Origin of the sequence: Nonomuraea sp. GTA35 (genome assembly GCF_041950525.1) — a bacterium.
GTDB lineage: Bacteria > Actinomycetota > Actinomycetes > Streptosporangiales > Streptosporangiaceae > Nonomuraea.
In genome coordinates this window covers 374,047-394,193 of the sequence record NZ_JBGNUV010000006.1, presented here as the reverse complement: position 1 = coordinate 394,193, position 20,147 = coordinate 374,047, and the positions used below count along the sequence as shown (strand labels likewise).

At 70.9% G+C, this 20,147-nt stretch carries 20 protein-coding genes; 14 read left to right on the top strand and 6 right to left on the bottom strand.

The genetic code is table 11. The features are described 5' to 3' along the window. The first annotated feature begins 104 nt into the window (after positions 1-104). The 4 genes from ACBJ32_RS28440 to ACBJ32_RS28425 all read left to right on the top strand — a co-directional run bounded on the left by ACBJ32_RS28440 (position 105) and on the right by ACBJ32_RS28425 (position 4,020). Complete coding sequence (locus ACBJ32_RS28440) at positions 105-1,844, top strand: acetolactate synthase large subunit (protein ID WP_375129279.1); 1,740 nt, start codon at positions 105-107, stop codon at positions 1,842-1,844. Continuing rightward, the gene (gene ilvN / locus ACBJ32_RS28435) at positions 1,837-2,361 is read left to right on the top strand and encodes an acetolactate synthase small subunit (protein ID WP_357872175.1); all 525 of its coding nucleotides are present in this window, start codon (positions 1,837-1,839) and stop codon (positions 2,359-2,361) included. The genes ACBJ32_RS28440 and ilvN overlap by 8 nt, the downstream gene beginning before the upstream one ends. Positions 2,362-2,384: 23 nt before the next feature. Beyond that, the gene (ilvC, locus tag ACBJ32_RS28430) at positions 2,385-3,368 is read left to right on the top strand and encodes a ketol-acid reductoisomerase (protein ID WP_357873053.1); all 984 of its coding nucleotides are present in this window, start codon (positions 2,385-2,387) and stop codon (positions 3,366-3,368) included. 76 nt (positions 3,369-3,444) lie between these two features. Then, complete coding sequence (locus ACBJ32_RS28425) at positions 3,445-4,020, top strand: PadR family transcriptional regulator (protein WP_375129278.1); 576 nt, start codon at positions 3,445-3,447, stop codon at positions 4,018-4,020. Between the two features lie 531 nt (positions 4,021-4,551). On the opposite strand, the gene ACBJ32_RS28420 is transcribed toward ACBJ32_RS28425, so the two are convergent. Then, positions 4,552-5,343, bottom strand: coding sequence for a lysostaphin resistance A-like protein (locus ACBJ32_RS28420; RefSeq protein WP_375129277.1), 792 nt, complete (start codon positions 5,341-5,343; stop codon positions 4,552-4,554). A 127-nt stretch (positions 5,344-5,470) separates the two neighbouring features. Here ACBJ32_RS28420 and ACBJ32_RS28415 point away from each other — a divergent pair, with 127 nt between their 5' ends. The 4 genes from ACBJ32_RS28415 to ACBJ32_RS28400 all read left to right on the top strand — a co-directional run bounded on the left by ACBJ32_RS28415 (position 5,471) and on the right by ACBJ32_RS28400 (position 8,792). After that, positions 5,471-6,694 carry a sensor histidine kinase gene (locus ACBJ32_RS28415; RefSeq protein ID WP_375129276.1) on the top strand — a complete coding sequence of 408 codons (1,224 nt, stop codon included), beginning with the start codon at positions 5,471-5,473 and terminating at the stop codon, positions 6,692-6,694. Then, on the top strand, positions 6,691-7,338 hold the full coding sequence (locus ACBJ32_RS28410; protein ID WP_375129275.1) for a response regulator: 648 nt from the start codon (positions 6,691-6,693) through the stop codon (positions 7,336-7,338). The genes ACBJ32_RS28415 and ACBJ32_RS28410 overlap by 4 nt, the downstream gene beginning before the upstream one ends. Positions 7,339-7,449: 111 nt before the next feature. Then, positions 7,450-8,217 carry a type I methionyl aminopeptidase gene (map, locus tag ACBJ32_RS28405; protein WP_357872190.1) on the top strand — a complete coding sequence of 256 codons (768 nt, stop codon included), beginning with the start codon at positions 7,450-7,452 and terminating at the stop codon, positions 8,215-8,217. A gap of 311 nt (positions 8,218-8,528) precedes the next feature. Further along, positions 8,529-8,792: a hypothetical protein gene (locus tag ACBJ32_RS28400; RefSeq protein ID WP_357872193.1), complete on the top strand. Its 264-nt coding sequence runs from the start codon at positions 8,529-8,531 to the stop codon at positions 8,790-8,792. 68 nt (positions 8,793-8,860) lie between these two features. On the opposite strand, the gene ACBJ32_RS28395 is transcribed toward ACBJ32_RS28400, so the two are convergent. Further along, positions 8,861-9,787: an adenosine deaminase gene (locus ACBJ32_RS28395; protein WP_375129274.1), complete on the bottom strand. Its 927-nt coding sequence runs from the start codon at positions 9,785-9,787 to the stop codon at positions 8,861-8,863. Between the two features lie 87 nt (positions 9,788-9,874). Between ACBJ32_RS28395 and ACBJ32_RS28390 the strand changes: the two genes are divergently transcribed. Continuing rightward, the gene (locus ACBJ32_RS28390) at positions 9,875-11,122 is read left to right on the top strand and encodes a PucR family transcriptional regulator (RefSeq protein WP_375129273.1); all 1,248 of its coding nucleotides are present in this window, start codon (positions 9,875-9,877) and stop codon (positions 11,120-11,122) included. On the opposite strand, the gene ACBJ32_RS28385 is transcribed toward ACBJ32_RS28390, so the two are convergent. Then, positions 11,078-12,271 (bottom strand): amidohydrolase family protein, encoded by a 1,194-nt coding sequence (locus ACBJ32_RS28385; protein WP_375129272.1) that lies wholly within the window; start codon positions 12,269-12,271, stop codon positions 11,078-11,080. The genes ACBJ32_RS28390 and ACBJ32_RS28385 overlap by 45 nt on opposite strands. Positions 12,272-12,490: 219 nt before the next feature. Between ACBJ32_RS28385 and ACBJ32_RS28380 the strand changes: the two genes are divergently transcribed. Genes ACBJ32_RS28380 through ACBJ32_RS28360 form a run of 5 tightly spaced genes read left to right on the top strand, consistent with a single transcriptional unit; the run spans position 12,491 to position 16,762 of the window. Beyond that, positions 12,491-13,543 carry an ABC transporter substrate-binding protein gene (locus ACBJ32_RS28380; RefSeq protein WP_357872204.1) on the top strand — a complete coding sequence of 351 codons (1,053 nt, stop codon included), beginning with the start codon at positions 12,491-12,493 and terminating at the stop codon, positions 13,541-13,543. Next, the gene (locus ACBJ32_RS28375; protein ID WP_357872206.1) at positions 13,540-14,292 is read left to right on the top strand and encodes an ABC transporter ATP-binding protein; all 753 of its coding nucleotides are present in this window, start codon (positions 13,540-13,542) and stop codon (positions 14,290-14,292) included. Before ACBJ32_RS28380 ends, ACBJ32_RS28375 begins: the two co-directional genes overlap by 4 nt. After that, positions 14,289-15,038 carry an ABC transporter permease gene (locus tag ACBJ32_RS28370; protein ID WP_375129271.1) on the top strand — a complete coding sequence of 250 codons (750 nt, stop codon included), beginning with the start codon at positions 14,289-14,291 and terminating at the stop codon, positions 15,036-15,038. Before ACBJ32_RS28375 ends, ACBJ32_RS28370 begins: the two co-directional genes overlap by 4 nt. Then, positions 15,035-15,814 (top strand): ABC transporter permease, encoded by a 780-nt coding sequence (locus ACBJ32_RS28365; RefSeq protein ID WP_375129270.1) that lies wholly within the window; start codon positions 15,035-15,037, stop codon positions 15,812-15,814. The genes ACBJ32_RS28370 and ACBJ32_RS28365 overlap by 4 nt, the downstream gene beginning before the upstream one ends. 51 nt (positions 15,815-15,865) lie before the next feature. Next, complete coding sequence (locus ACBJ32_RS28360) at positions 15,866-16,762, top strand: hypothetical protein (RefSeq protein ID WP_375129269.1); 897 nt, start codon at positions 15,866-15,868, stop codon at positions 16,760-16,762. Between the two features lie 141 nt (positions 16,763-16,903). Here the strand turns inward: ACBJ32_RS28360 and ACBJ32_RS28355 are convergent, their stop codons facing one another. From ACBJ32_RS28355 to ACBJ32_RS28345, 3 genes are all read right to left on the bottom strand, one after another. Beyond that, positions 16,904-17,713: a CAP domain-containing protein gene (locus tag ACBJ32_RS28355; protein WP_375129268.1), complete on the bottom strand. Its 810-nt coding sequence runs from the start codon at positions 17,711-17,713 to the stop codon at positions 16,904-16,906. Positions 17,714-17,909: 196 nt separating this feature from the next. Beyond that, positions 17,910-19,454, bottom strand: a complete 1,545-nt coding sequence (dacB, locus tag ACBJ32_RS28350) for a D-alanyl-D-alanine carboxypeptidase/D-alanyl-D-alanine-endopeptidase (protein ID WP_375129267.1) — start codon at positions 19,452-19,454, stop codon at positions 17,910-17,912. A 91-nt stretch (positions 19,455-19,545) separates the two neighbouring features. Then, positions 19,546-20,094 carry an FHA domain-containing protein gene (locus ACBJ32_RS28345; RefSeq protein WP_375129266.1) on the bottom strand — a complete coding sequence of 183 codons (549 nt, stop codon included), beginning with the start codon at positions 20,092-20,094 and terminating at the stop codon, positions 19,546-19,548. Positions 20,095-20,147 lie beyond the last annotated feature (53 nt).

The window sequence follows — 20,147 nt, the reverse complement described above, 5'->3', positions numbered from 1 at the left end:
CGATAGCGAAGCACGACGACCTGCGCGCCGCCCCAGTCCCGCCGCCTGGTGGGGAGGGGCCTTTTTTATGTCCTTAAGCGAGTAGCCACGCAAGGAACGAGCCGATGACCGAACGGATGACAGGTGCACAGGCCCTGGTCAGGGCGCTGGAGCACGTTGGAGTCGACACAGTGTTCGGGATCCCGGGCGGTGCCATTCTGCCGGCCTACGATCCTCTCTACGACTCGACCAAGGTCCGGCACGTGCTCGTACGGCACGAGCAGGGCGCGGGTCACGCGGCCGAGGGCTACGCGCAGGCCACGGGCAAGGTCGGGGTGTGCATGGCGACCAGCGGCCCGGGCGCCACGAACCTGGTGACCCCGATTGCCGACGCCTTCATGGACTCGGTGCCGATCGTGGCGATCACCGGGCAGGTGGCCTCCCCGATGATCGGTACGGACGCCTTCCAGGAGGCGGACATCTCCGGCATCACCATGCCGATCACGAAGCACAACTTCCTGGTCACCGACACCGACGACATCGCCCGCACGATCATGGAGGCCTTCCACATCGCCTCCACCGGCCGTCCCGGCCCGGTCCTGGTGGACATCTCCAAGGACGCCCTGCAGGCCGAGACCGCCTTCAGCTGGCCGCCCACCATGCAGCTCCCGGGCTACCGCCCGGTCACCAGGCCGCACTCCAAGCAGATCCGCGAGGCCGCCAAGCTGATCGCCGAGTCCAAGCGGCCGGTCCTGTACGTCGGCGGCGGCGTCCACAAGGCCCGCGCCTCGGCCGAGCTGCTGCAGCTCGCCGAGCTGACGAACATCCCGGTCATCACCACCCTGATGGCGCGCGGCACGTTCCCCGACAGCCACCCGCAGCACATGGGCATGCCCGGCATGCACGGCAGCGTCTCCGCCGTGGGCGCGCTGCAGAAGTCCGACCTGATCATCGGCCTGGGCGTGCGCTTCGACGACCGGGTGACCGGCCACCTGCCGTCCTTCGCGCCGCACGCGAAGGTCGTGCACGCCGACATCGACCCGGCCGAGATCTCCAAGAACCGCCACGCCGACGTGCCGATCGTGGGCGACTGCAAGGAGGTCCTCACCGACCTCGTCGCCGCCGTCCAGGCCTCCGGCCAGAAGGGCGACTACGACGAGTGGTGGACGATCCTCAACGGCTACAAGCAGACCTACCCGCTGGGCTACGACACCTTCGACGACGGCTCGCTGGCCCCGCAGTACGTCATGGAGCGGCTGAGCGCCATCGCCGGCCCCGACGCCTACTACGTGGCCGGGGTGGGGCAGCACCAGATGTGGGCCTCGCAGTTCATCGACTACGAGAACCCCGGCACGTTCATCAACTCCGGCGGCGCGGGCACGATGGGCTTCGCCGTGCCGGCCGCGATGGGCGCCAAGATGGGCTGCCCCGACGCCACCGTGTGGGCCATCGACGGCGACGGCTGCTTCCAGATGACCAACCAGGAGCTGGCCACCTGTGCCCTGGAGGGCGTGCCGATCAAGATCGCCGTCATCAACAACGGTAACCTCGGCATGGTCCGCCAGTGGCAGACGTTGTTCTACGACCAGCGCTACTCCAACACCAACCTGCAGGCCCCCCGCCGCATCCCCGACTTCGTCAAGCTCGCGGAGGCCTATGGTTGTGTGGGCCTGCGGTGCGAGCGTCCCGAGGACGTGGACGCCGTGATCAAGAAGGCCATGGAGATCAACGACGTGCCTGTCGTGGTCGACTTCGTCGTCCACCAGGACGCCATGGTCTGGCCCATGGTCCCGGCGGGCACCAGCAACGACACCATCCAGATCGCCCGTGACATGGCTCCGAAGTGGGAGAACGACGATGAGTAGACACACGCTGTCCGTGCTTGTCGAGAACAAGCCGGGTGTCCTTGCGCGCGTGTCGGCGCTGTTCAGCCGCCGGGGGTTCAACATCGACTCCCTGGCCGTCGGGCCCACCGAGCACGACGACATCTCCCGCATCACGATCGTGGTGAGCGTCGAGGAGCTGCCGCTGGAGCAGGTCACCAAGCAGCTCAACAAGCTGGTGAACGTGCTCAAGATCGTCGAGCTGGACCCGTCCCAGTCGGTGCAGCGCGAGCTGATGCTGATCAAGGTCAAGGCCGACGCCGACAGCCGCTCCCACGTGCTGGAGCTCGTCAACCTCTTCCGCGCCCGCTGCGTCGACGTGGCGGCCGACGCCGTGACCATCGAGGTCACCGGCACCCCCGACAAGCTGGAGGCCTTCGTCAAGGTCCTCGAGCCGTTCGGGATCAAGGAACTCGTCCAATCGGGCATGGTGGCCATCGGCCGCGGCGCCCGCTCCATCACCGACCGGTCCCTCAGGGCACTGGACCGTACCGCCTGAAAGGTTTTGAGCAAGTGACCGAGATTTACTACGACGACCAGGCCGACCTGTCGATCATTCAGGGACGCCACGTGGCCGTGCTGGGGTACGGCAGCCAGGGCCACGCCCACGCGCTCTCCCTGCGTGACTCCGGCGTGGACGTGCGCGTCGGCCTGCCGGAGGGCTCCAAGAGCCGCGAGAAGGCCGAGAACGACGGCCTGCGCGTGCTCAGCCCGTCGGAGGCGGTCGAGGAGGCCAACCTCACGATGATCCTGGCGCCGGACCACATCCAGCGCCACCTGTACGCCGAGCACGTGGCCCCGAACCTCGTCGAGGGCGACGCGCTCTTCTTCGGCCACGGCCTGAACATCCGCTACGGCCTCATCGAGGCCCCGGAGGGCGTGGACGTCTGCATGGTGGCCCCCAAGGGCCCGGGCCACCTGGTCCGCCGCCAGTTCGAGGCCGGCCGCGGCGTGCCGTGTCTCGTGGCCGTCGAGAAGGACGCCTCGGGCAAGGCGCTCGACCTCGCGCTCTCCTACGCCAAGGGCATCGGCGGCACCCGCGCCGGCGCGCTGCGCACCACGTTCAAGGAGGAGACGGAGACCGACCTGTTCGGTGAGCAGGCCGTGCTGTGCGGCGGCGTCTCCGAGCTGATCAAGGCGGGCTTCGAGACGCTGATCGAGGCCGGCTACCAGCCCGAGGTCGCCTACTTCGAGTGCCTGCACGAGATGAAGCTCATCGTCGACCTCATGTACGAGGGCGGCATCTCGAAGATGTACTGGTCGGTCTCCGACACGGCCGAGTACGGCGGCTACACCCGCGGCCCGCGCGTCATCAACGAGGAGTCGCGCCAGGAGATGCGCCGCATCCTCGCCGAGGTCCAGGACGGCACCTTCGCCCGCCAGCTCGTCGAGGAGTTCGACAGCGGCCAGAAGGAGTTCCAGCGCTACCGCGAGGAGCTGGCCGAGAACCCGATCGAGAAGACCGGCGCCAAGCTCCGCCCGATGATGAGCTGGCTCAAGGCCTGAGTGTCCGGTACGGCCGGCGGGCGGGGCCTGCTCCCCGCCCGCCGTCTTTCATCCCAACTAGTCAAGGTTGAATAGATTGTCGGCGATTCGCTTGCTGGTCCTGGGCGCGGTACGGCGGCACGGCCGTGCCCACGGCTACCAGGTCCGCAACGACCTGGAGTTCTGGGGTGCGGACGAGTGGTCGAACACCAAGCCGGGTTCGATCTACCACGCGCTGAAGCAGCTGGCCAAACAGGGTTTCCTGCACGCCTACGACATCGCGCCGAGCACGGTCGGCGGCCCGCCGCGCACGGAGTACGAGCTCACGGAGAAGGGTACGGGCGAGTACTTCTCGCTGCTGCGCGGCGCGCTCACCGCGCACGACCGGCTGGACCTGCTGTCGGCCGGTCTCGGCTTCATGGCTGACCTGCCGCGCGCGCAGGTGCTTGACCTGCTGCGGCAGCGGATGGAGCACCTGCGCGGCTGGCGGGAGTCCGTGACCGGCTACGCCACTCCCGAAGGGCACATCGGCGAGATCACGCGCCTGTGGGTGCACTCGGCCGAGGCCGGCGTCGAGTGGACGCGGGGGCTGATCGAGCGGATCGAGGGCGGGGCGTACTCGTTCGCGGGCGAGGGCGGAGACCCCTTCGCGGGGGTGCTCGCGGAAGAGTAGGGGAGGTATGGTTTTCATAGGTCAGCAGCTTCTTTCACATGTCAGAGGAGCTGCGATGAAGGCCATCCGGTACTACGCTTACGGCCCGCCTGACGTCATCGAGCTGGAGGAGACCGGCAGGCCCGAGCTCGGTGACGACGGCGTGCTCGTCCGCGTACGGGCGGCCTCGGTCAACCCGGGCGACTGGCACCTGCTGCGGGGCAGCCCGTACATCCTGCGCGCCGTGGCGGGGCTGACCCGGCCGAAGGCCCACGGGCTGGGGGCCGACCTCGCCGGGTCGTCGAGGCGGTGGGCAAGGGCGTCAGCCGGTTCGCGCCCGGCGACGAGGGGTACGGCTGCGCCCCGGCTCCTTCGCCGAGTACGTCGCCGTCCCCGAGAGCGGCCCGCTGACCGGGAACCGGCCGGGCTGACGTTCGAGCAGGCCGCGGCCGTGCCCACGTCGGCGCTGACCGCGCTGCAGGCCTTACGCGACAAGGCACGCCTGGAGCGGGGGCACCGGGTGCTGGTCAACGGGGCGGCGGAAGGTGGTGATCACCGTCTGAGACCCGGCTGCGCGTCCGGCAGGCTCGCCTGCGGGGTGGACCCGGGCCTGCGGACGACGAGGACCAGGGCGGCGGCCAGCGCCAGCGTGACGGTCTGGAAGGCGAGCTGCACGCCGTAGTCGGTGGGCTTGATCGGGATGAGCTGGCCCAGGTAGATCGCGGTGTGCACGCCGACCGCCATCCAGATCGCGCCCGTACGCTCCCTGGTGGCCCCGCACAGCAGGAAGAGCGCGATCGCCTGCACCATGAACAGCACCTTCTCCCCGGCCCCTGACGCGGGGCTCTGCGAGAACAGGTGCAGCAGGCCGAACGACACCGACGTGACCACGAGCACGGCGCGCGGGCCGAGCCGGTCGGAGAGCACGTCCCACAGGTGTCCCCGGAACAGCAGCTCCTCCGGGAAGGACGCCCGCAGCACGATGAGCGCGAAGCCGGCGACCAGCCCTGTCACCGGAGGCAGCGGAGCGGCCTGCCCCCAGGTCGCCGCGCCCGCCCACACGGTGACGGCGCAGCCCGCGAGCAGCGCGACCATGCCCACCGCCGCGCCGAGCACCGCTTGCGGGAACGCCCACCAGGTACGGGCGAGGCCCAGCCCGGACCACGGCGGGCGGCCGGTCAGCCGCCGGTAGGCGTAGAGCAGGCCGAGGGTCGCCACGGTGATCAGCGGCGGGGCGGCGAAGCCCGTGACGTTCTCGGGCAGGGCACTGACGATCATCATCACGCCGAACGTGACCGCGAGGAGTATCGCGATCGGAGCCAGGATGGCAGCCAGGATTCTCATACCGCCCGACGCTAGGCTCGCACCCGGCGTGCGCACATCGAGCCCGGGATAGATCCGGCCATGACGGAAGTCATGGTGCCTGGGGGAGGATGCCGGCCCGGGCTTCGGCCGCGTATGGTCCGAAGATGTGAAATTTCGGGACACGGGGCAGCCGCGGGTGCTCACCGTGACGTTCTGGGCCGTGTACACCGTGATGCTGGCCGGCGGCGCCGTCTCCGTACGCGGCGTGCCCGAGGCGGCGCTGTTCGCCCTCACGATGGTGCTGGTGGCGGGGCTCTGGCTGGTCATGCCGGCCGGCCGGGACGCCGGCGCCGCGCGCAAGCTGGCCGCCCCCGGGCTGCTCGTGGTGGTCCCGTTCGCCGGCCAGTTCGTCGGCGGGCTGCACTCGGCCATGCTGCTCATCGCCATGGTGCACGTGGCCTTCCTGTACGGCATGCGCGTGGCCGTCGGCGTGGTCTGCGCCTACGTCGTCGCCATGGGTGCGGTGATCGTCGTGCTGTCCGGCGGCGACTGGGCCGTGATGGCCGACCAGATCGTGCTGCTGGTGCTGTTCGCGATCTTCTCGCTGGCCATGGCCGCCGCGCTGATCGAGGCCCGCACGCAGCGGGAGGCGGCCCAGCGGCTCATCGAGCGCATCAGGGAGCTGGCGGTGGCCGAGGAACGCGCCCGGATGGCCAGGGACATGCACGACTCCATCGGGCACCAGCTCACCCTGATCAAGATGGGCCTGGAGAACGCGGAACGGTTCAGGCGGCGGCGGCCCGAGGCGGTCTGGGAGGAGGTGGGGCAGGCCAAGGAGCTGACCGTGCAGGCGCTGGCCGACTCGCGCCGCTGGGTGCGGGCCCTGCGGCCGCTCGCCCTGGACGGCCATGTGGGCAGCGGCGCGCTGGAGCGGCTGGCCCGCTCGTTCGACGGCACCGGGGTCGAGGTCGGGTTCCAGGTGGAAGGGGCCGAGCGGCGCATCGACCCGGACTCCGAGCTGGTCCTCTACCGGGTGCTGCAGGAAGGGCTCACGAACGTGCTGCGCCACGCCGGGGCCCGGCGGGTGCGGGCGCGGCTGGCGTACGGGGAGGACCGGGTGGCGCTGACGATCGGCGACGACGGGCGGGGCGCGGAGAACACCGCGGGCACGGCGGGCACGGCGGGTGCGGCGGGTGCGGCGGGTGCGGCGGGCATGGCGCGCTCGATGGGCATGGCGGGCATGGGTGCGGCGGACGCGGTGGATGCGGCGGGATTCGGGCTGTCGTCGCTGGCCGAGCGCGTGCGCGGCCTCGGTGGGGCCTTCCGCGCGGGCAACGCGGACGGCGGCGGGTTCGAGCTGCACGCGGAGGTGCCGGTGGTACGCCCATGACCCCGGGTCGGGTGATCAGGGTGCTGATCGTGGATGATCAGGACCTGATGCGCGCGGCACTGCGCAAGCTGCTGGAGGTCGAGGACGGCATCGTGGTCGCGGGGGAGGCGGCCGACGGCCGGCAGGCGCTGGCGGCCGTGCCGCGCTGCGAACCGGACGTCGTGCTGGTGGACGCCAGGATGCCACGGATGGACGGCGTCGAGCTGGTCGCCGGGCTCGCTGTGGCGCATCCCGGGCTGGCGGCGCTGGTGCTGAGCACGTTCGAGGAGGACGAGTACGTCTTCGGCGCCCTGCGCGCGGGCGCCCGCGGCTACCTGCTGAAGGACTGCTCCCCCGAGGAGCTGGTGGCGGGCATCAGGAAGGCGTACGAGGGTAAGACGGTGCTCGACGGCCCGGTCGCGGCGCGCCTGGTGGCCGAGCTGCGGCTGCGCCCCGCACCGGGGACGGGCGGCTTCAGGGGGCAGGCGTCGCTGTCGGGCAGGGAGCTCGACGTGGCGCGGATGATCGCGGTCGGCGCGACGAACAAGGAGATCGCGGCCCGGCTGTTCATCACCGAGGGCACGGTGAAGAACCACGTCTCCAGCATGCTGCGCAAGCTCGGCCTGCGCGACCGTACGCAGCTCGCCCTGTACCTGCGCGACTAGCGCGACCCCGGCAGGAGAGGGACGGACCGGGCGGGGTAGAGGTCCCTCCCTGGCTCTCTCCGCCATGATCCGTGATAATAATACCGGTATAGTTATCGGCAAGGAGGGGTCGTGATCGAGTACAAGTCAGCCGGTGAGATCGCCGCGATGCGGGAGTCCGGCAAGGTCGTCGCCGCCGTGCATGCCGCCGTGCGGGAGCAGGCGGCCATCGGGGTGTCGCTCAAGGAGCTGGACGAGGTCGCCAGGACCGTCATCGAGGAGGCCAGGGCGAAGGCGTCGTTCCTCGGGTACCACCCGTCGTTCGGGGCCACGCCCTACCCCGGCGTGATCTGTACCTCGGTCAACGGGGTCATGCTGCACGGGCTGCCGTCGCCGTACCGGCTGCGTGACGGTGACCTGATCAGCATCGACTGCGCGGCGTACATCGACGGGTGGCACGCCGACGGCACGGTCAGCTTCACCGTCGGGGAGCCCCGCGCGGAGGACCTCAAGCTGATCAGGGTCGCGGAGGAGACGCTGGCGGCGGGCATCGAGGCGGCCCTGCCCGGCGGCCGGATGGGCGACATCGGGCACGCGATGTCCACCGTCGGGCGCGGCGCCGGCTACGGCATGCAGAACGACTTCGGCGGCCACGGCATCGGCCGGGCCATGCACGAGGAGCCGTTCGTGCCCAACGAGGCCCGCGCCGGGCGCGGGCTGCGGCTGCGCCCCGGGCTGGTGATCGCCATCGAGCCCAGCCTGATGGCCGGCGGCGGTGACCGCTACTACATGTCCTCCGACGGGTGGTCGGTGTGCTCGGGCGACGGCAGCAGGAGTGTGCACGTCGAGCACACCGTGGCCATCACCGAGGACGGCCCGGTCATCCTGACCTTGCCGTAGGCGTCCGGCCGGAGGCCTGGACGAATAGTCCGAGATGTGTGGTCATGATGTCCCGTCTTCCCGCGACATAAACCAGCGGGACGCCGCATGAGGCCGCGATCCATGGTCATGGGCCGGTAAGGGCTGAGGTGGTTGCTTATCGCCTAGGGCTACATATTCGTCAAGTTGGGCGATCTTGGCCCACCATTCGGCCATGCGTTCATTTCACCAGGTCAAGAGCAAAATGGCAGCGTTTGTCGAAGTTGAGCACAGGGCAGACCTTCCTCCGATAGCTACGGAGAGTAGTCGAGGGTTATCAGAGGAGAATCGAAATGTACAAGCAAGGGCTCATTCTGGCCGGGCTCGTCGGAGGGCTGCTCATGTCCGGCGGCGCCGCGCTCGCCGACGACGAGGTCGAGGCCAACAGCTCCCACTCCAGCGCGCGGAGCCTCGAGGTCTGCGCCATTGGCGACGCCATCTTCGCGCAGGGGGACGTTGACAAGGGCACGGAGGGCGTTCTCGTCCTTGAGATCGGCGACGTCCTCAGCCAGATCCTCGGCATCAAGAAGGAAGAGAACACCTGCGCGATCGGCTGAAGTCAGTCCTCAGCGGCGAAGTAGTGTAGCTCAGGGGCCCACCCACGGGGTGGGCCCCTTCGCCGTGCTCACGCTCCGTACACGAAGGCCGCTTCGAAGGAGTGGCGCGCGATCCGGTCGAGCTGGTCGTCGGTCATCCCCAGCTCGCGCCGCAGCGCCTCGTAGTTGTCGTCCACGTAGCCGCCGAAGTAGGCGGGATCGTCGGAGTTCACGGTCACGACCAGGCCCTCGTCCAGCATCGCGGGCAGGATGTGGTCGCGCAGGGTCGGCACCGCGCGCAGCCGTACGTTGGACAGCGGGCACACGGTCAGCGGGATCCGCTCCGCACGCAGCCGGGCCACGAGCTGCGGGTCCTCCATCGCCCTGATGCCGTGGTCCACCCGCTCGACGCGCAGGATGTCCAGCGCCTCCCACACGTAGTCGGGCCCGCCCTCCTCGCCGGCGTGCGCCACCCGGTGCAGCCCCTCGGCGGCGGCCATCTCGAAGACCCGCCGGAACAACGACGGCGGATACCCCACCTCCGCCGAGTCCAGGCCCACCCCGATGAAGTGCTCCCGGTACGGCAGCGCCGCCCGCAGCACCTGCTCGGCCTCCTCGGCGCCCCGGTCGCGCAGGAAGCACAGGATCAGCGCGGCCGACAGCCCGCTCTCCTTCAGCGCCGCCGACAGCCCGTCGAACACCACCTGCAACGGCACGCCCCTGCTCAGATGCGCCTGCGGGTCGAAGAAGATCTCCGCGTGCCGCACCCCCTGCTCGGCGGCCCGCCGCAGGTAGGCGGTGGCCAGGTCGTAGAAGTCCGCCTCGGTGCGCAGGACGGCCATGTTCTCGTAGTACACGTCCAGGAACGACTGCAGGTTCGCGAAGGAGTACCGCGCGCGGATGTCCTCCACGTCGAAGGTGGGCAGGTCGATCCGGTTACGCCGGGCCAGCTCGACGACGAGCTCGGGCTCCAGGGTGCCCTCGATGTGCAGGTGGAGTTCCGCTTTGGGACGCATGCATGAAGTAAACCGGACCCCGGGGAGCGGAGGTATCGTGCGAACCTCTGAACTCTCACCCTCTGAGCTGGCATAACATCAGATTTCATGAGGCTGTCGGATCTGCTCGCCCGCGAGGACCTACGGCTGACGCTGGTGACGGGCGCCGACGCCGTCGATCGGGAGGTGCTGCGGGCGTACCCGACGGACCTGCCCGACCCCCGCCGCTACCTGCGCCCCGGCGACCTCGTGCTGACCAGCGGCGTCTGGTACACCCGGCCGTCCGACTGCGAGCGCTTCGCCGACGCGTTGTGGGCGGCCGGTGCCGCCGGTCTCGTGGTCGGCCTGATCGTGCTCGGCGAGCTGCCGGAGGAGCTGGTCGAGGCGTGCGAGCGCAGGCGGCTGCCGCTGCTGCTGGCCGCGCCCGACCAGGCGTTCGGCGCGATCAGCGAGGTGGTGACCGCCGAGGGCTTCGCCGCCGAGCAGCGCAGGGCCGAGCGGGTCAGGGCGCAGACGCTGCTCGACGTGCTTGGCCAGATCCCGCCCGGCGAGGTGTCGGCGCACCTGCGGCTGCTCGGCGCCGACCCCGGCCTGCCGACCACCGCCATGGCGGTCGCCAGGACCGGCGGGCCCGAGCTCGACCTGCCCGAGCTGCTGCACGAGGGCCTGGCGAGGAAGGGCCGCCACCTGATCGTGGGCGGCACGCCCGGCGAGGCGATCGTGCTGGTCAACGGCCGCGCCTCGCGCAAGAGCCTGGCCGACGAGCTGCGCGCCCTCATCGCGGGGCAGCGGGCGACGGAGGCCGCGGGACGGCCGGGGACGAGCGCCGCAGGCAGGCCGGGGATGAGCGCCGCCGGCAGGCAGGGGGCCGGCGCCGCCGGCAGGCAGGGGGTGAGCATCGCGGCCGGGATCAGCGAGATGGCGGCCAGCGTGTCGCAGCTCGGCGAGGCCCTGGAGACGGCCAGGCGCGGCATGGAGTCGGCGCGCGGCGGGGCCGGGCCCGTGTCGATCATGTCGGTGGCCGACATCGACAGCTTCGACCTGCTGCTGGCCTCGCTCCCGTCGAGCATGCGCCGCTCCTTCCGCGACCACCTGCTCGGCCCCGTGGCGGAGTACGACGCGCGGCACGGCTCCGAGCTGCTGCGCACGCTCGACACGTTCCTGGAGACGTGCGGATCCTGGCAGCGCACGGCCGACGAGCTGTACGTGCACGTCAACACGTTGCGCTACCGGATGCAGCGGATCGAGGAGCTGACCGGGCGGCGGATGTCGTCGATGCGCGACCGTACCGACCTGTACCTGGCGCTGCGCTCAGGCGACGCGGGGCAGGCGGCCCGCGACGACCTGGCCCCGTGAGACCACGGCCACGATGTTCTCGGTGGCCAGGTCCTCGATGCGCTCCCACGGCCGGCCGCGCAGCACGACCAGGTCGGCGCCCAGCCCTGGCGCGACGCGGCCCACGGGCATGCCGATCGAGTCGGCCGCGTCGGAGGTGGCCGCGCGCAGCGCCGACTCGGCGTCCATGCCGAGGATCCGCGTCATGTGCACGACCTCGGCGAGCTGGTCGCCGAACTGCACGTGGTGCCCGTTGGCGTCGGTGCCCAGCACGAACCGCACGCCCAGCGCCGCGGCCTGGGCCAGCAGCACGTCACGGGTGGCGACCAGCTCGGCGGCCTTGGCCATCGCCTCGGCCGTGACGGGGACGCGGCCCTGCGCGATGGCCTCGTTGATGAGCAGGGTCGGCGCGACGGGCGTGCGGCGGGCGGCCAGCGTCTCGGCCAGGTCCCGGCTCATCAGCGTGCCGTGCTCGATGGAGTCGACCCCCTCCTCGACGGCGACGCGGATGCCGTCCTCGGAGTGCGCGTGCGAGGCGACGAGCATGCCGAGCGCGTGCGCCTCGTCCACGACCGCCCTGATCTCGTCGCGGGTGTAGTTCCGCCAGGCGTTCTTGTCGCCGATGGACAGCACGCCGCCGCTGGTCGTGAGCTTGATGCCGTCCATGCCGGCCCTGGCCCAGGTCCGTACGAGCTTGCGGCACTCGTCGGGCCCGTCGGCCGTCGGCTTCCTGATCGGGAACGCCGGCGGCACGAACAGGTCGTTGTGCCCGGCCGTCATCCCCACCACGCCGTGCACCTGGATGCGCGGCCCCGGCAGCACCCCGGCGTCGAAGGCCCGGCGCAGCGCGATCTGCGCCTCGTCGCCGGCCAGGTCGCGCAGCGTGGTGACGCCGTGCCGCATGGCCCGCTGGGCGTGCGCGGCGCCGTGCAGCACCTGCTCGTCGCGGGTGGTGGTCAGCGGCCAGGTCGCGAAGTCGGGCGGCTCGCCCGGCCCCGCGTAGCCGACGAGGTGCACGTGCGTGTCCACCAGGCCGGGCAGCACGCACAGGCCGGCGTGGTGCGCCCCGGCCACGGGGGTGACGCCGGTGATCCGGTCGGGCTCCCAGGTCAGATCGACCGGGCCGCGGAATTCGGTACCGTCCCAAAGGGGGATTCCGTCGAGTCTCATCTCGGGCTCGACGCTACCGGAGCCCCCGGGCGGCTGGAGGGATCTACGGTCCTCGCGCGGCGCTCTCGTAGGGACCTACAGGGGCCGCCAGCGGTTTTCCCGGCTTCCCGGCCCGCGGCCGTTCCCCGGGCCGTAGTGTCCGAAACCATCGTCACACGTTGGTAATAATCGAGGGATACCGTCCTGACCTGCATGTTCTCGGCCGTTCAAGGAGAATTAATGGCTACCCTCGACCGTCGCGCGTTCCTGCGGACGACCGGTCTGGCCGGTCTGGCGCTCGGTCTGGCCGCCTGTGGCGACGGCGGCACGACGACTTCCGGCGGTGGCAGCGGCGGCGGGTTCGGGTCGGTCAAGCTGCAGCTCTCCTGGAAGAAGAACGTCGAGTTCGCCGGCGAGTACTTCGCCGACACCAACGGCTACTTCAAGGCCGCCGGGTTCTCGCAGGTCGAGCTGCTGTCCGGCGGCGGCTCCGGCACCTCGGTCGAGTCGGGCCTGGCCACCGGGCGCTGCTGGGCGGGCCTGTCGGCGCCGACCATCACCGCGCCCGCCGTGCTCCAGGGCGCGCCGCTGAAGATCGTCGGCGCCACGTTCCAGAAGAACCCGTTCGCCGTCATCTCCCTGAGCAAGAACCCGATCGAGAAGGCCGAGGACCTGGTCGGCAAGAGGATCGGCGTCCAGGACTCCAACGAGCTGGTCTGGAACGCGCTGCTCAAGGCCAACGGCATCGACGCCGCCAAGGTGACCAGGGTGCCGTTCCAGTCGGATCCGTCGATGCTCACCTCCGGCCAGCTCGACGGGTACGTGGGCTTCGTCACCAGCGGCCCGGTCAACCTGCGCATGAAGGGGCACGACCCGGCGTACCTGCTGCTCGCCGACGCCGGCCTGCCGCTGGTCGCCGAGACGTTCACGGTCACGCAGGAGACCATCGACAACGAGCGCGACAAGCTCAAGGCGTTCCTGACCGCCGAGATCAAGGGGTGGAAGGACGCCGTCGCCGACCCGGCCAAGGCTGCCGAGCTGGCCGCCACCGTCTACGGCAAGGACCAGAACCTCGACGTCAAGGAGCAGACCGAGGAGGCCAAGATGCAGAACGAGCTCGTCGTCACCGACGACGCCAAGGCCAACGGCCTGTTCACGATGACGCCCGAGCTGATCGAGCAGAACATCTCCTCGCTGTCCAAGGCCGGCCTGAACATCAAGGCCGAGCAGCTCTTCGACCTGTCGATCCTGAACGAGATCTACCAGGCCGACCCGAGCCTGAAGCTCTCATGAGCGGCATCGGCATCTCCGGCCTGAGCAAGACGTTCGGCAAGGGCCTGACCGCGGTCGAGAACGTGGACCTGCGGACGCCGAAGGGCTCGTTCCTGTCGCTGCTCGGCCCGTCCGGCTGCGGCAAGTCCACGGTGCTGCGCATCCTGGCCGGCCTGGAGGAGCCCACGACGGGCGAGATCCTGGTCAACGGCGAGACGCCGCAGGAGCTGCGCAGGAGCCACCACCTCGGCATCGCCTTCCAGGACTCGGCGCTGCTCGCCTGGCGCAGCGTCGCGGCCAACATCCGGCTGCCGCTTGAGGTGGCCGGCATCAAGCCGGAGCCCGGCGTGATCGAGGACCTGATCAAGCTGGTCGGCCTGGAGGGCTTCGAGAAGGCCCGCCCGGCCGAGCTGTCCGGCGGCATGCGCCAGCGCGTCTCGATCGCCCGCGCCCTGGTGGTCAAGCCCAGCGTGCTGCTGCTCGACGAGCCGTTCGGCGCCCTGGACGACATGACGCGCCAGCGGCTCAACCTGGAGCTGCTGCGCATCTGGACGGAGAAGCCCGCCACCACCCTCATGGTCACCCACGGCATCGGCGAGGCGATCTTCCTGTCGGACCTGGTGGCCGTGATGAGCCCGCGCCCCGGGCGGGTGGTGGAGCTGGTGGAGATCGACCTGCCCCGCCCGCGTACGCCGGAGATGATGCGTACCCCCGAGTTCCACGCCTTCCACGACCACCTCAGCGACCTGCTGTTCGGGCACGGCTCATGAGGCGAGTGCAGGGGCTGGCCGGCGTCGTCGCGCTCGTGGCGATCTGGTGGCTGCTGGCCGCGACCGTGTTCGCCGACGGCGGCGCGGTGCCCACCCCGGTCGCGGTGCTGCGATCGATGGGCGCCGACGGCTGGGCCTTCTACGGCCCCAACGCCACCGCCACGCTGTCCGCCGCCGTCCAGGGTTTCCTGTGGGGCAACGGGCTGGCCATCGGCGTGGCGCTGCTGGTGCTGCTCGTGCCCCGGCTCGAAGCCGTCGCCACGCAGCTCGCGGTGATCAGCTACTGCATCCCGCTGCTGGCCATCGGGCCGATCGTGCTGGTCGTCTTCGGCGGCGAGGCGACCGTGGTGTTCCTGGCGGCCATCTCGGTCTTCTTCACCACGCTCATCGGCGCCCTGCTCGGGCTGCGCTCCGCCGACCGGACCAGCCTCGACCTCGTCACCGTCTACGGCGGCGGCCGCCTGGCCAGGCTCCGCTACGTGCAGGTCGTCTCCGCCCTGCCCAGCACGTTCGCCGGCCTGAAGATCTCGGCCCCGTCGGCGCTGCTCGGCGCCATCATCGGCGAGTACCTCGGCAGCAACGACCAGGGGCTCGGCGTGTCCCTGATGATCTCGCAGCAGCAGTTCCAGGTGCCGCGAACCTGGGGGCTGGCGCTGGTGTCCGGCCTCATCGCCGGTCTCGGGTACGCGATCGTGGCGCTCGTCGCCCGCGTGGTGACGCCCTGGTCGAGAGGGGAAGCCCAGTGATCGGCCGTACCGTGCTGCGGATCGTGGGGCCGCTGGTGCCCTCCGTCGTCATCGTCGTGGCCGCGTGGTGGCTGGCGCTGGAGGCGTTCGGGATCAGCCCGCTCGTCGGCAAGCGCCCGCCGCAGGTCTGGGAGTACCTGGCCGCGTCGCAGGCTCACCGCGAGGCCGTGTTCGGCGCGCTGGGCATCACGATCAGGGACGCGGCCATCGGCTTCGTCGCGGGCATGGTGGCCGCGATCGCCGTCGCCGTCGCGTTCGTGCTGGTGCGGGCCGTCGAGCAGACGTTCATGCCGGTCGCCATGCTGCTGCGCTCGGTGCCCCTCGTGGTGATGACCCCGCTGATCACGCTGGTCTTCGGCCGCGACCTGGTCGGCGTGGCCGTGATCGGCGGCATCGTGGTGTTCTTCCCGGCGCTGGTGAACATCGCCTTCGGCCTGCGCTCGGCCTCGCCGCAGGCCACCGACCTGATCATGGCGTACGGCGGCACCCGCCTCACCGTCCTGCGCAAGGTGGCGGTGCCGACGGCGATGCCCTCGGTGTTCGCCTCGGCGAGGATCTCCGTGCCGGCCTCCATCATCGGGGCGCTGATCGCCGAGTGGCTGGCCACCGGCGAGGGCATCGGCGCCGAGATCCTGCGGTCGATCGGCGGGTTCCGCTACGACGAGGTGTGGGCGGACATCGTGGTCGTCACGGGGGTGTCGATCCTGGCGTACGCGGTCGTCGGCGTGGTCGAGTCGCTCGTCCTGGCCCGCTTCTCGGACCGGCGGCCCCAGTGAGTCACCCAGTGGCTTGCGCCTGACACGGTGTCAGGCGCTTCACTGGCCGCCATGCTGACCTACACCGGTTCAGGACCTTACTGTTACGCCAATTCGCTGGCCATGATGCTCGGCCCCGCCTCGCCCGGGGCGGGGGTGATCGAGACGCTGACGGGCTCGCCGTTCGGGATGCAGCTCGTCGGCGGCTCCCAGCCGTTCTTCGACCCCTACGGCTGGGACCCCGAGCTCGGGCTCGACGCCGCCGTCGCGCTGCTCGGCTGGAGCTGCGAGCGCAGCCACGGGGGCACGGCGGAGGAGGCGCTGGAGCGCCTGCGGGCCGCCGGCCCGGCCCTGGTGGGGCCCGTGGACATGGCGCTGCTGTCGTACACGCCGGGCGGGGGCGGCGACCACTACGTGGTGGTGCTCGCCGTGGAGGGCGACACCGTCGTGCTGCACGACCCGCACGGGCATCCCTTCGCCACGCTGCCGGCCACCGACTTCCTGGCGGCCTGGCGGGCGGAGTCGGTGGAGTATCTCGACACGTCGTACGTCATGCGCACCGGCTTCGTACGGGTGCGCGACACGTCCGTGGAGCGGGCGTTGCGCGATTGCCTGCCCGCCGCCGTGCGCTGGCTGGAGGGGCGGGACGACCTGCCGGTGCCGCCCGGCACGCTGGGCGGTGCCGCGGCGGCGCTGCGGCTGGCCGAGCAGGTGGAGGGCGGGCTGGCGGGGCAGGCGCGCGGGATGCTGGTGCACTTCGGGGTGCGGGTGGGGGTGCGGCGGCTCGCCGATGCCGCGACCTGCCTGGCCGGACTGGGGCTGGCGGAGCCCGCCGCGGTCGCCCGGGAGCAGGCGCGCGTGCTCGGTGCCCTGCAACATCCGCTGGTCACGGGTGACGACGAGGCCGTGGCGGCGGGGCTGCGGCGGCTCGCGCCCGGCTACGACAAGCTGCGGTCCGCACTCGGTTAGTGCGGACCCGGCCGCGGTCCTGTGTGCGGGGGGAGGCGCGGCCGGGTCCGCCCGGAGGGGAGCGCATGGGCGTGCGGTGGGAACCGGCTCGGGGTGGGGCCGGTGAAAGCCCGACGCTCCCTTGGTCGGGGGAGTGGTGCTCTAGCGGGAGGCGAAGTCCTGCGTCCAGGTGGGGCCCTTGGCGTGGTGCCCGACGCCGATATGGGTGAACGAGCAGTTCAGCATGTTGGCCCGGTGCCCGGGGCTGTCGAGCCAGGCCTTGACCACGGCGGCGGCGGTGGGCTGGCCCTTGGCGATGTTCTCGCCGGCCCGGCGGAAGGCGAAGCCGGTGGCCCTGATCCGCTGGCCGAACGCCCGGCCGTCGCGCGAGGTGTGCGAGAAGTAGCCGTGGCGCGCCATGTCCGCCGAATGGCGCTCGGCGGCGAGGTGCAGCTTGGCGTCGTGGGCGAGAGGACGGCAGCCGTTCTCCGCCCTGGCGCGGTTGGTGAGGGCGACGACCGCCGTCTCGGCGGAGGAGGCGAAGCTCCCGCCGGCCGCCGGGCGCCCGCACGACAGCTTCACCGAGCGCGACTGGCTGGTGCGCCCCTGCGAGTCGAGCGCGATCGTGTAGTAGCGGCGCGGGGTGCCGGCGCAGCTCGCCCTGGCGGTGATCCGGCCGTTGCCGACGATCTGGGAGCCGCTCTTGACGACCCGGTCGGGGCCGGACCCGGCGACCTTGACGCGGACCCTCAGCCGGGCCTGGTCGGCGCAGCCGGACCGGACGGCCGTCGCGCGCACCGTGCCCCGGACGACGGACGGCTTGAGCGCGAGCACGCGGCACGCCTGCCGGGCGGCGGCCTGCTGAGCGGCGGCCTGCTGGGGGACGGCCTGCTGGGCGGAGGCGGCGGGCGCGGGGAGGCTCAGTGCCGTCAGACATCCGACACAGGCCACCGCCTGGAGCTCTCTACGCATACCGTCCTCCGATGAGGGATTCGACTGTGCGTCGAACCCGCATTCTGGTCCCCCCAAGTCGGCTATGTACGGAAATTAGCGACCTAACTTGGAGCTCCAAGTGGCTGAATCGTAATATCACCCGCTCTGATCTCGGTAAACCACAGCGGCCCCCTGGGCGTCAGGGGGCCGCGAAAATCTTTCCGTCAGCGCGTGGCTAGCATTGCGCGGGCTTGAGCCACGAGCACTCCAGGTCGCCCGTCGCGCCCCCGGTCGCGGCGCGGAGCCCGGCGGCGTCCCCCGCGGCCGCCGACCGCGAGAACTGCGCGAGCCGTACGGCGATCTTGTCCTCGATGTCCTTCGGCGAGCCCGACAGGTACTGGTTGAGCATGATCGAGAAGATCAGCGGCTCGCCGTCGGCGCTCGTGACGTAGCCGGACAGCGAGGTGACACCGGTGAGCGAGCCGGTCTTGGCGTGCACGTTGTTCTCGGCGGGCGTGCCGCGCATCCGGCTGCGCAGGGTGCCGCCGGTGAACCGGTCCGGGTTGCCCGCGATGGGCAGGGACTCGTACCAGGTGGAGAACCACGGCTTGCCGCGAACGGCCGACAGGAGCTGCACGATCGAGCCCGGCGAGAAGCCGTCGCGGCGCGACAGGCCGGAGCCGTCCCGCATGTTGATCACCTGTACGCCGTTCGCCTTGGCGAAGTCGGTGCTGACCTTGAGCCCGGCCGGCCACGTGCCCTGGTTCGCCACCTTGCGGCCCATGGCCTTGGTGAGGATCTCGGCGTGGATGTTGTTGCTCAGCTTCATGAACGGCACGAGCAGCTCGCCCAGCGTCATCGACTCGTGCCGGGCCAGCTCCTTGGCCCCCGAGGGCGCGGCACCGGCGGTGGTCGGCCCGAGCACCTTGACGCCGTGCCTGGCCAGCGACTTGCGGAACAGCGAGGAGACGTACGCGGTGGGGTCGTCCACCGCCACCCACTCCTGGTACGGGTCCGCGACCGTGCCGGTGATCACCACCGTGCGCGTGCCGTGCTGGCGCTCGATGAGCACGTCCGTCTCGGCGCCCACCGTGGCCTTGTTGACGATCTTCAGGTAGTCGGTCTCGGGCGTGGTGGAGACCTTGACCCTGTCCCCGTCGGCCGCCACGGACACGATCACCGAGCCGGCGTCGTAGTCCCTGTCGGGCGAGGCCGTCAGCGCCGAGATCGGCGCCGCGTAGTACGCGGTCTCGTCGTCCCAGGCCCAGTCGTTGCCGAGCCGCTGGGAGTCGAACCAGGTGTCGTCGGCCACCAGCTTGCCGGTGACGACCTTGACGCCCGCCCCGGCGACCTCGGCCGCCAGCGCGTCGTAGTCCTCGGCGAGCATGGTCGGGTCGCCGGTGCCGCGCAGCACCAGGTCGCCGGTCAGCAGGGAGCCGGCCTTGCGGCCGGTGCTCAGCACTGTGGTGGGGAAGCGGTAGTCGAGGCCGAGCGTCTCCGCCGCGGCGGCCGAGGTGAACAGCTTGGTGTTGGAGGCCGGGATGAGGAGCTTGCCGGCGTCGGTGGCGTACAGTTCCTCGCCGGTCTGGGCGCTCTTGACCACGACGCCCGCCCTGGCGATCGTGAGCCGCGAGTCGCTGAGGATCTGGTTGATGTCCTGCGCCAGGTCCGCCACGCCCACGGAGGGGTCGAGCGCGACGGCGGGAGAGGAGGGTCCGGACGCCCACGCGAGGGCCGCGACGAGCGCGCCCGCGACGAGGGAGGCTGAGGTGCGCCGCATGGGGTCTCCAAGTCGACTGGGGGATCGCATGAGAGCATGGATCAGCGCAGTCAGCCTGTAATCCGCAAAATTCCGTATTTGTTGGGGCCCGTTAGGCCGGCTGCTCCGACGTCACCATGAACCCGCAGTCGCCGAACGAGACCTCGTCGCCCGACTTCACCCGGGCGGGGCCCACCAGCCGCCACCCGTTGAGCCGGGTGCCGTTCAGCGAGCCGAGATCGACCAGCATCCAGCCGCCGTCGCCCTCGCGGCGCAGCTCGGCGTGGACGCGGGAGACCGTCAGGTCCGACAGCACGAGGTCGCAGGCCGACCCGCGGCCCACCACGTAACGCAGGCGCTCGTCGTCGGGCAGCGCGAGCCGGGGCAGCCGGGGCCGCCGCCAGGCGGACTGCAGCTTGGTGGTGAACTCCGAGACCGAGGAGACGGCGTCGGTCAGCCGCTGCCGGAACGTGGGCCGCCGCGGCAGGTCCGCGACCACCTCGTCGAGCTCGTACCTGTTGCGCGCCCGCAACACCTGGTCAACCCGGCCCACGAAGGTGTCGTGCGAGATGCGGCCCTCCACGGCGCGTTCCCTGAGCTCGTCGATCGCACGGTCACGTTCCCCATCTGAGGCGCGAAAGGGCGGATGCGTGGAGCTCATAGAGCGAGTATCGGCCTCAACCTCGGCTTGTGTCCAGAATACGCGGATCAGGT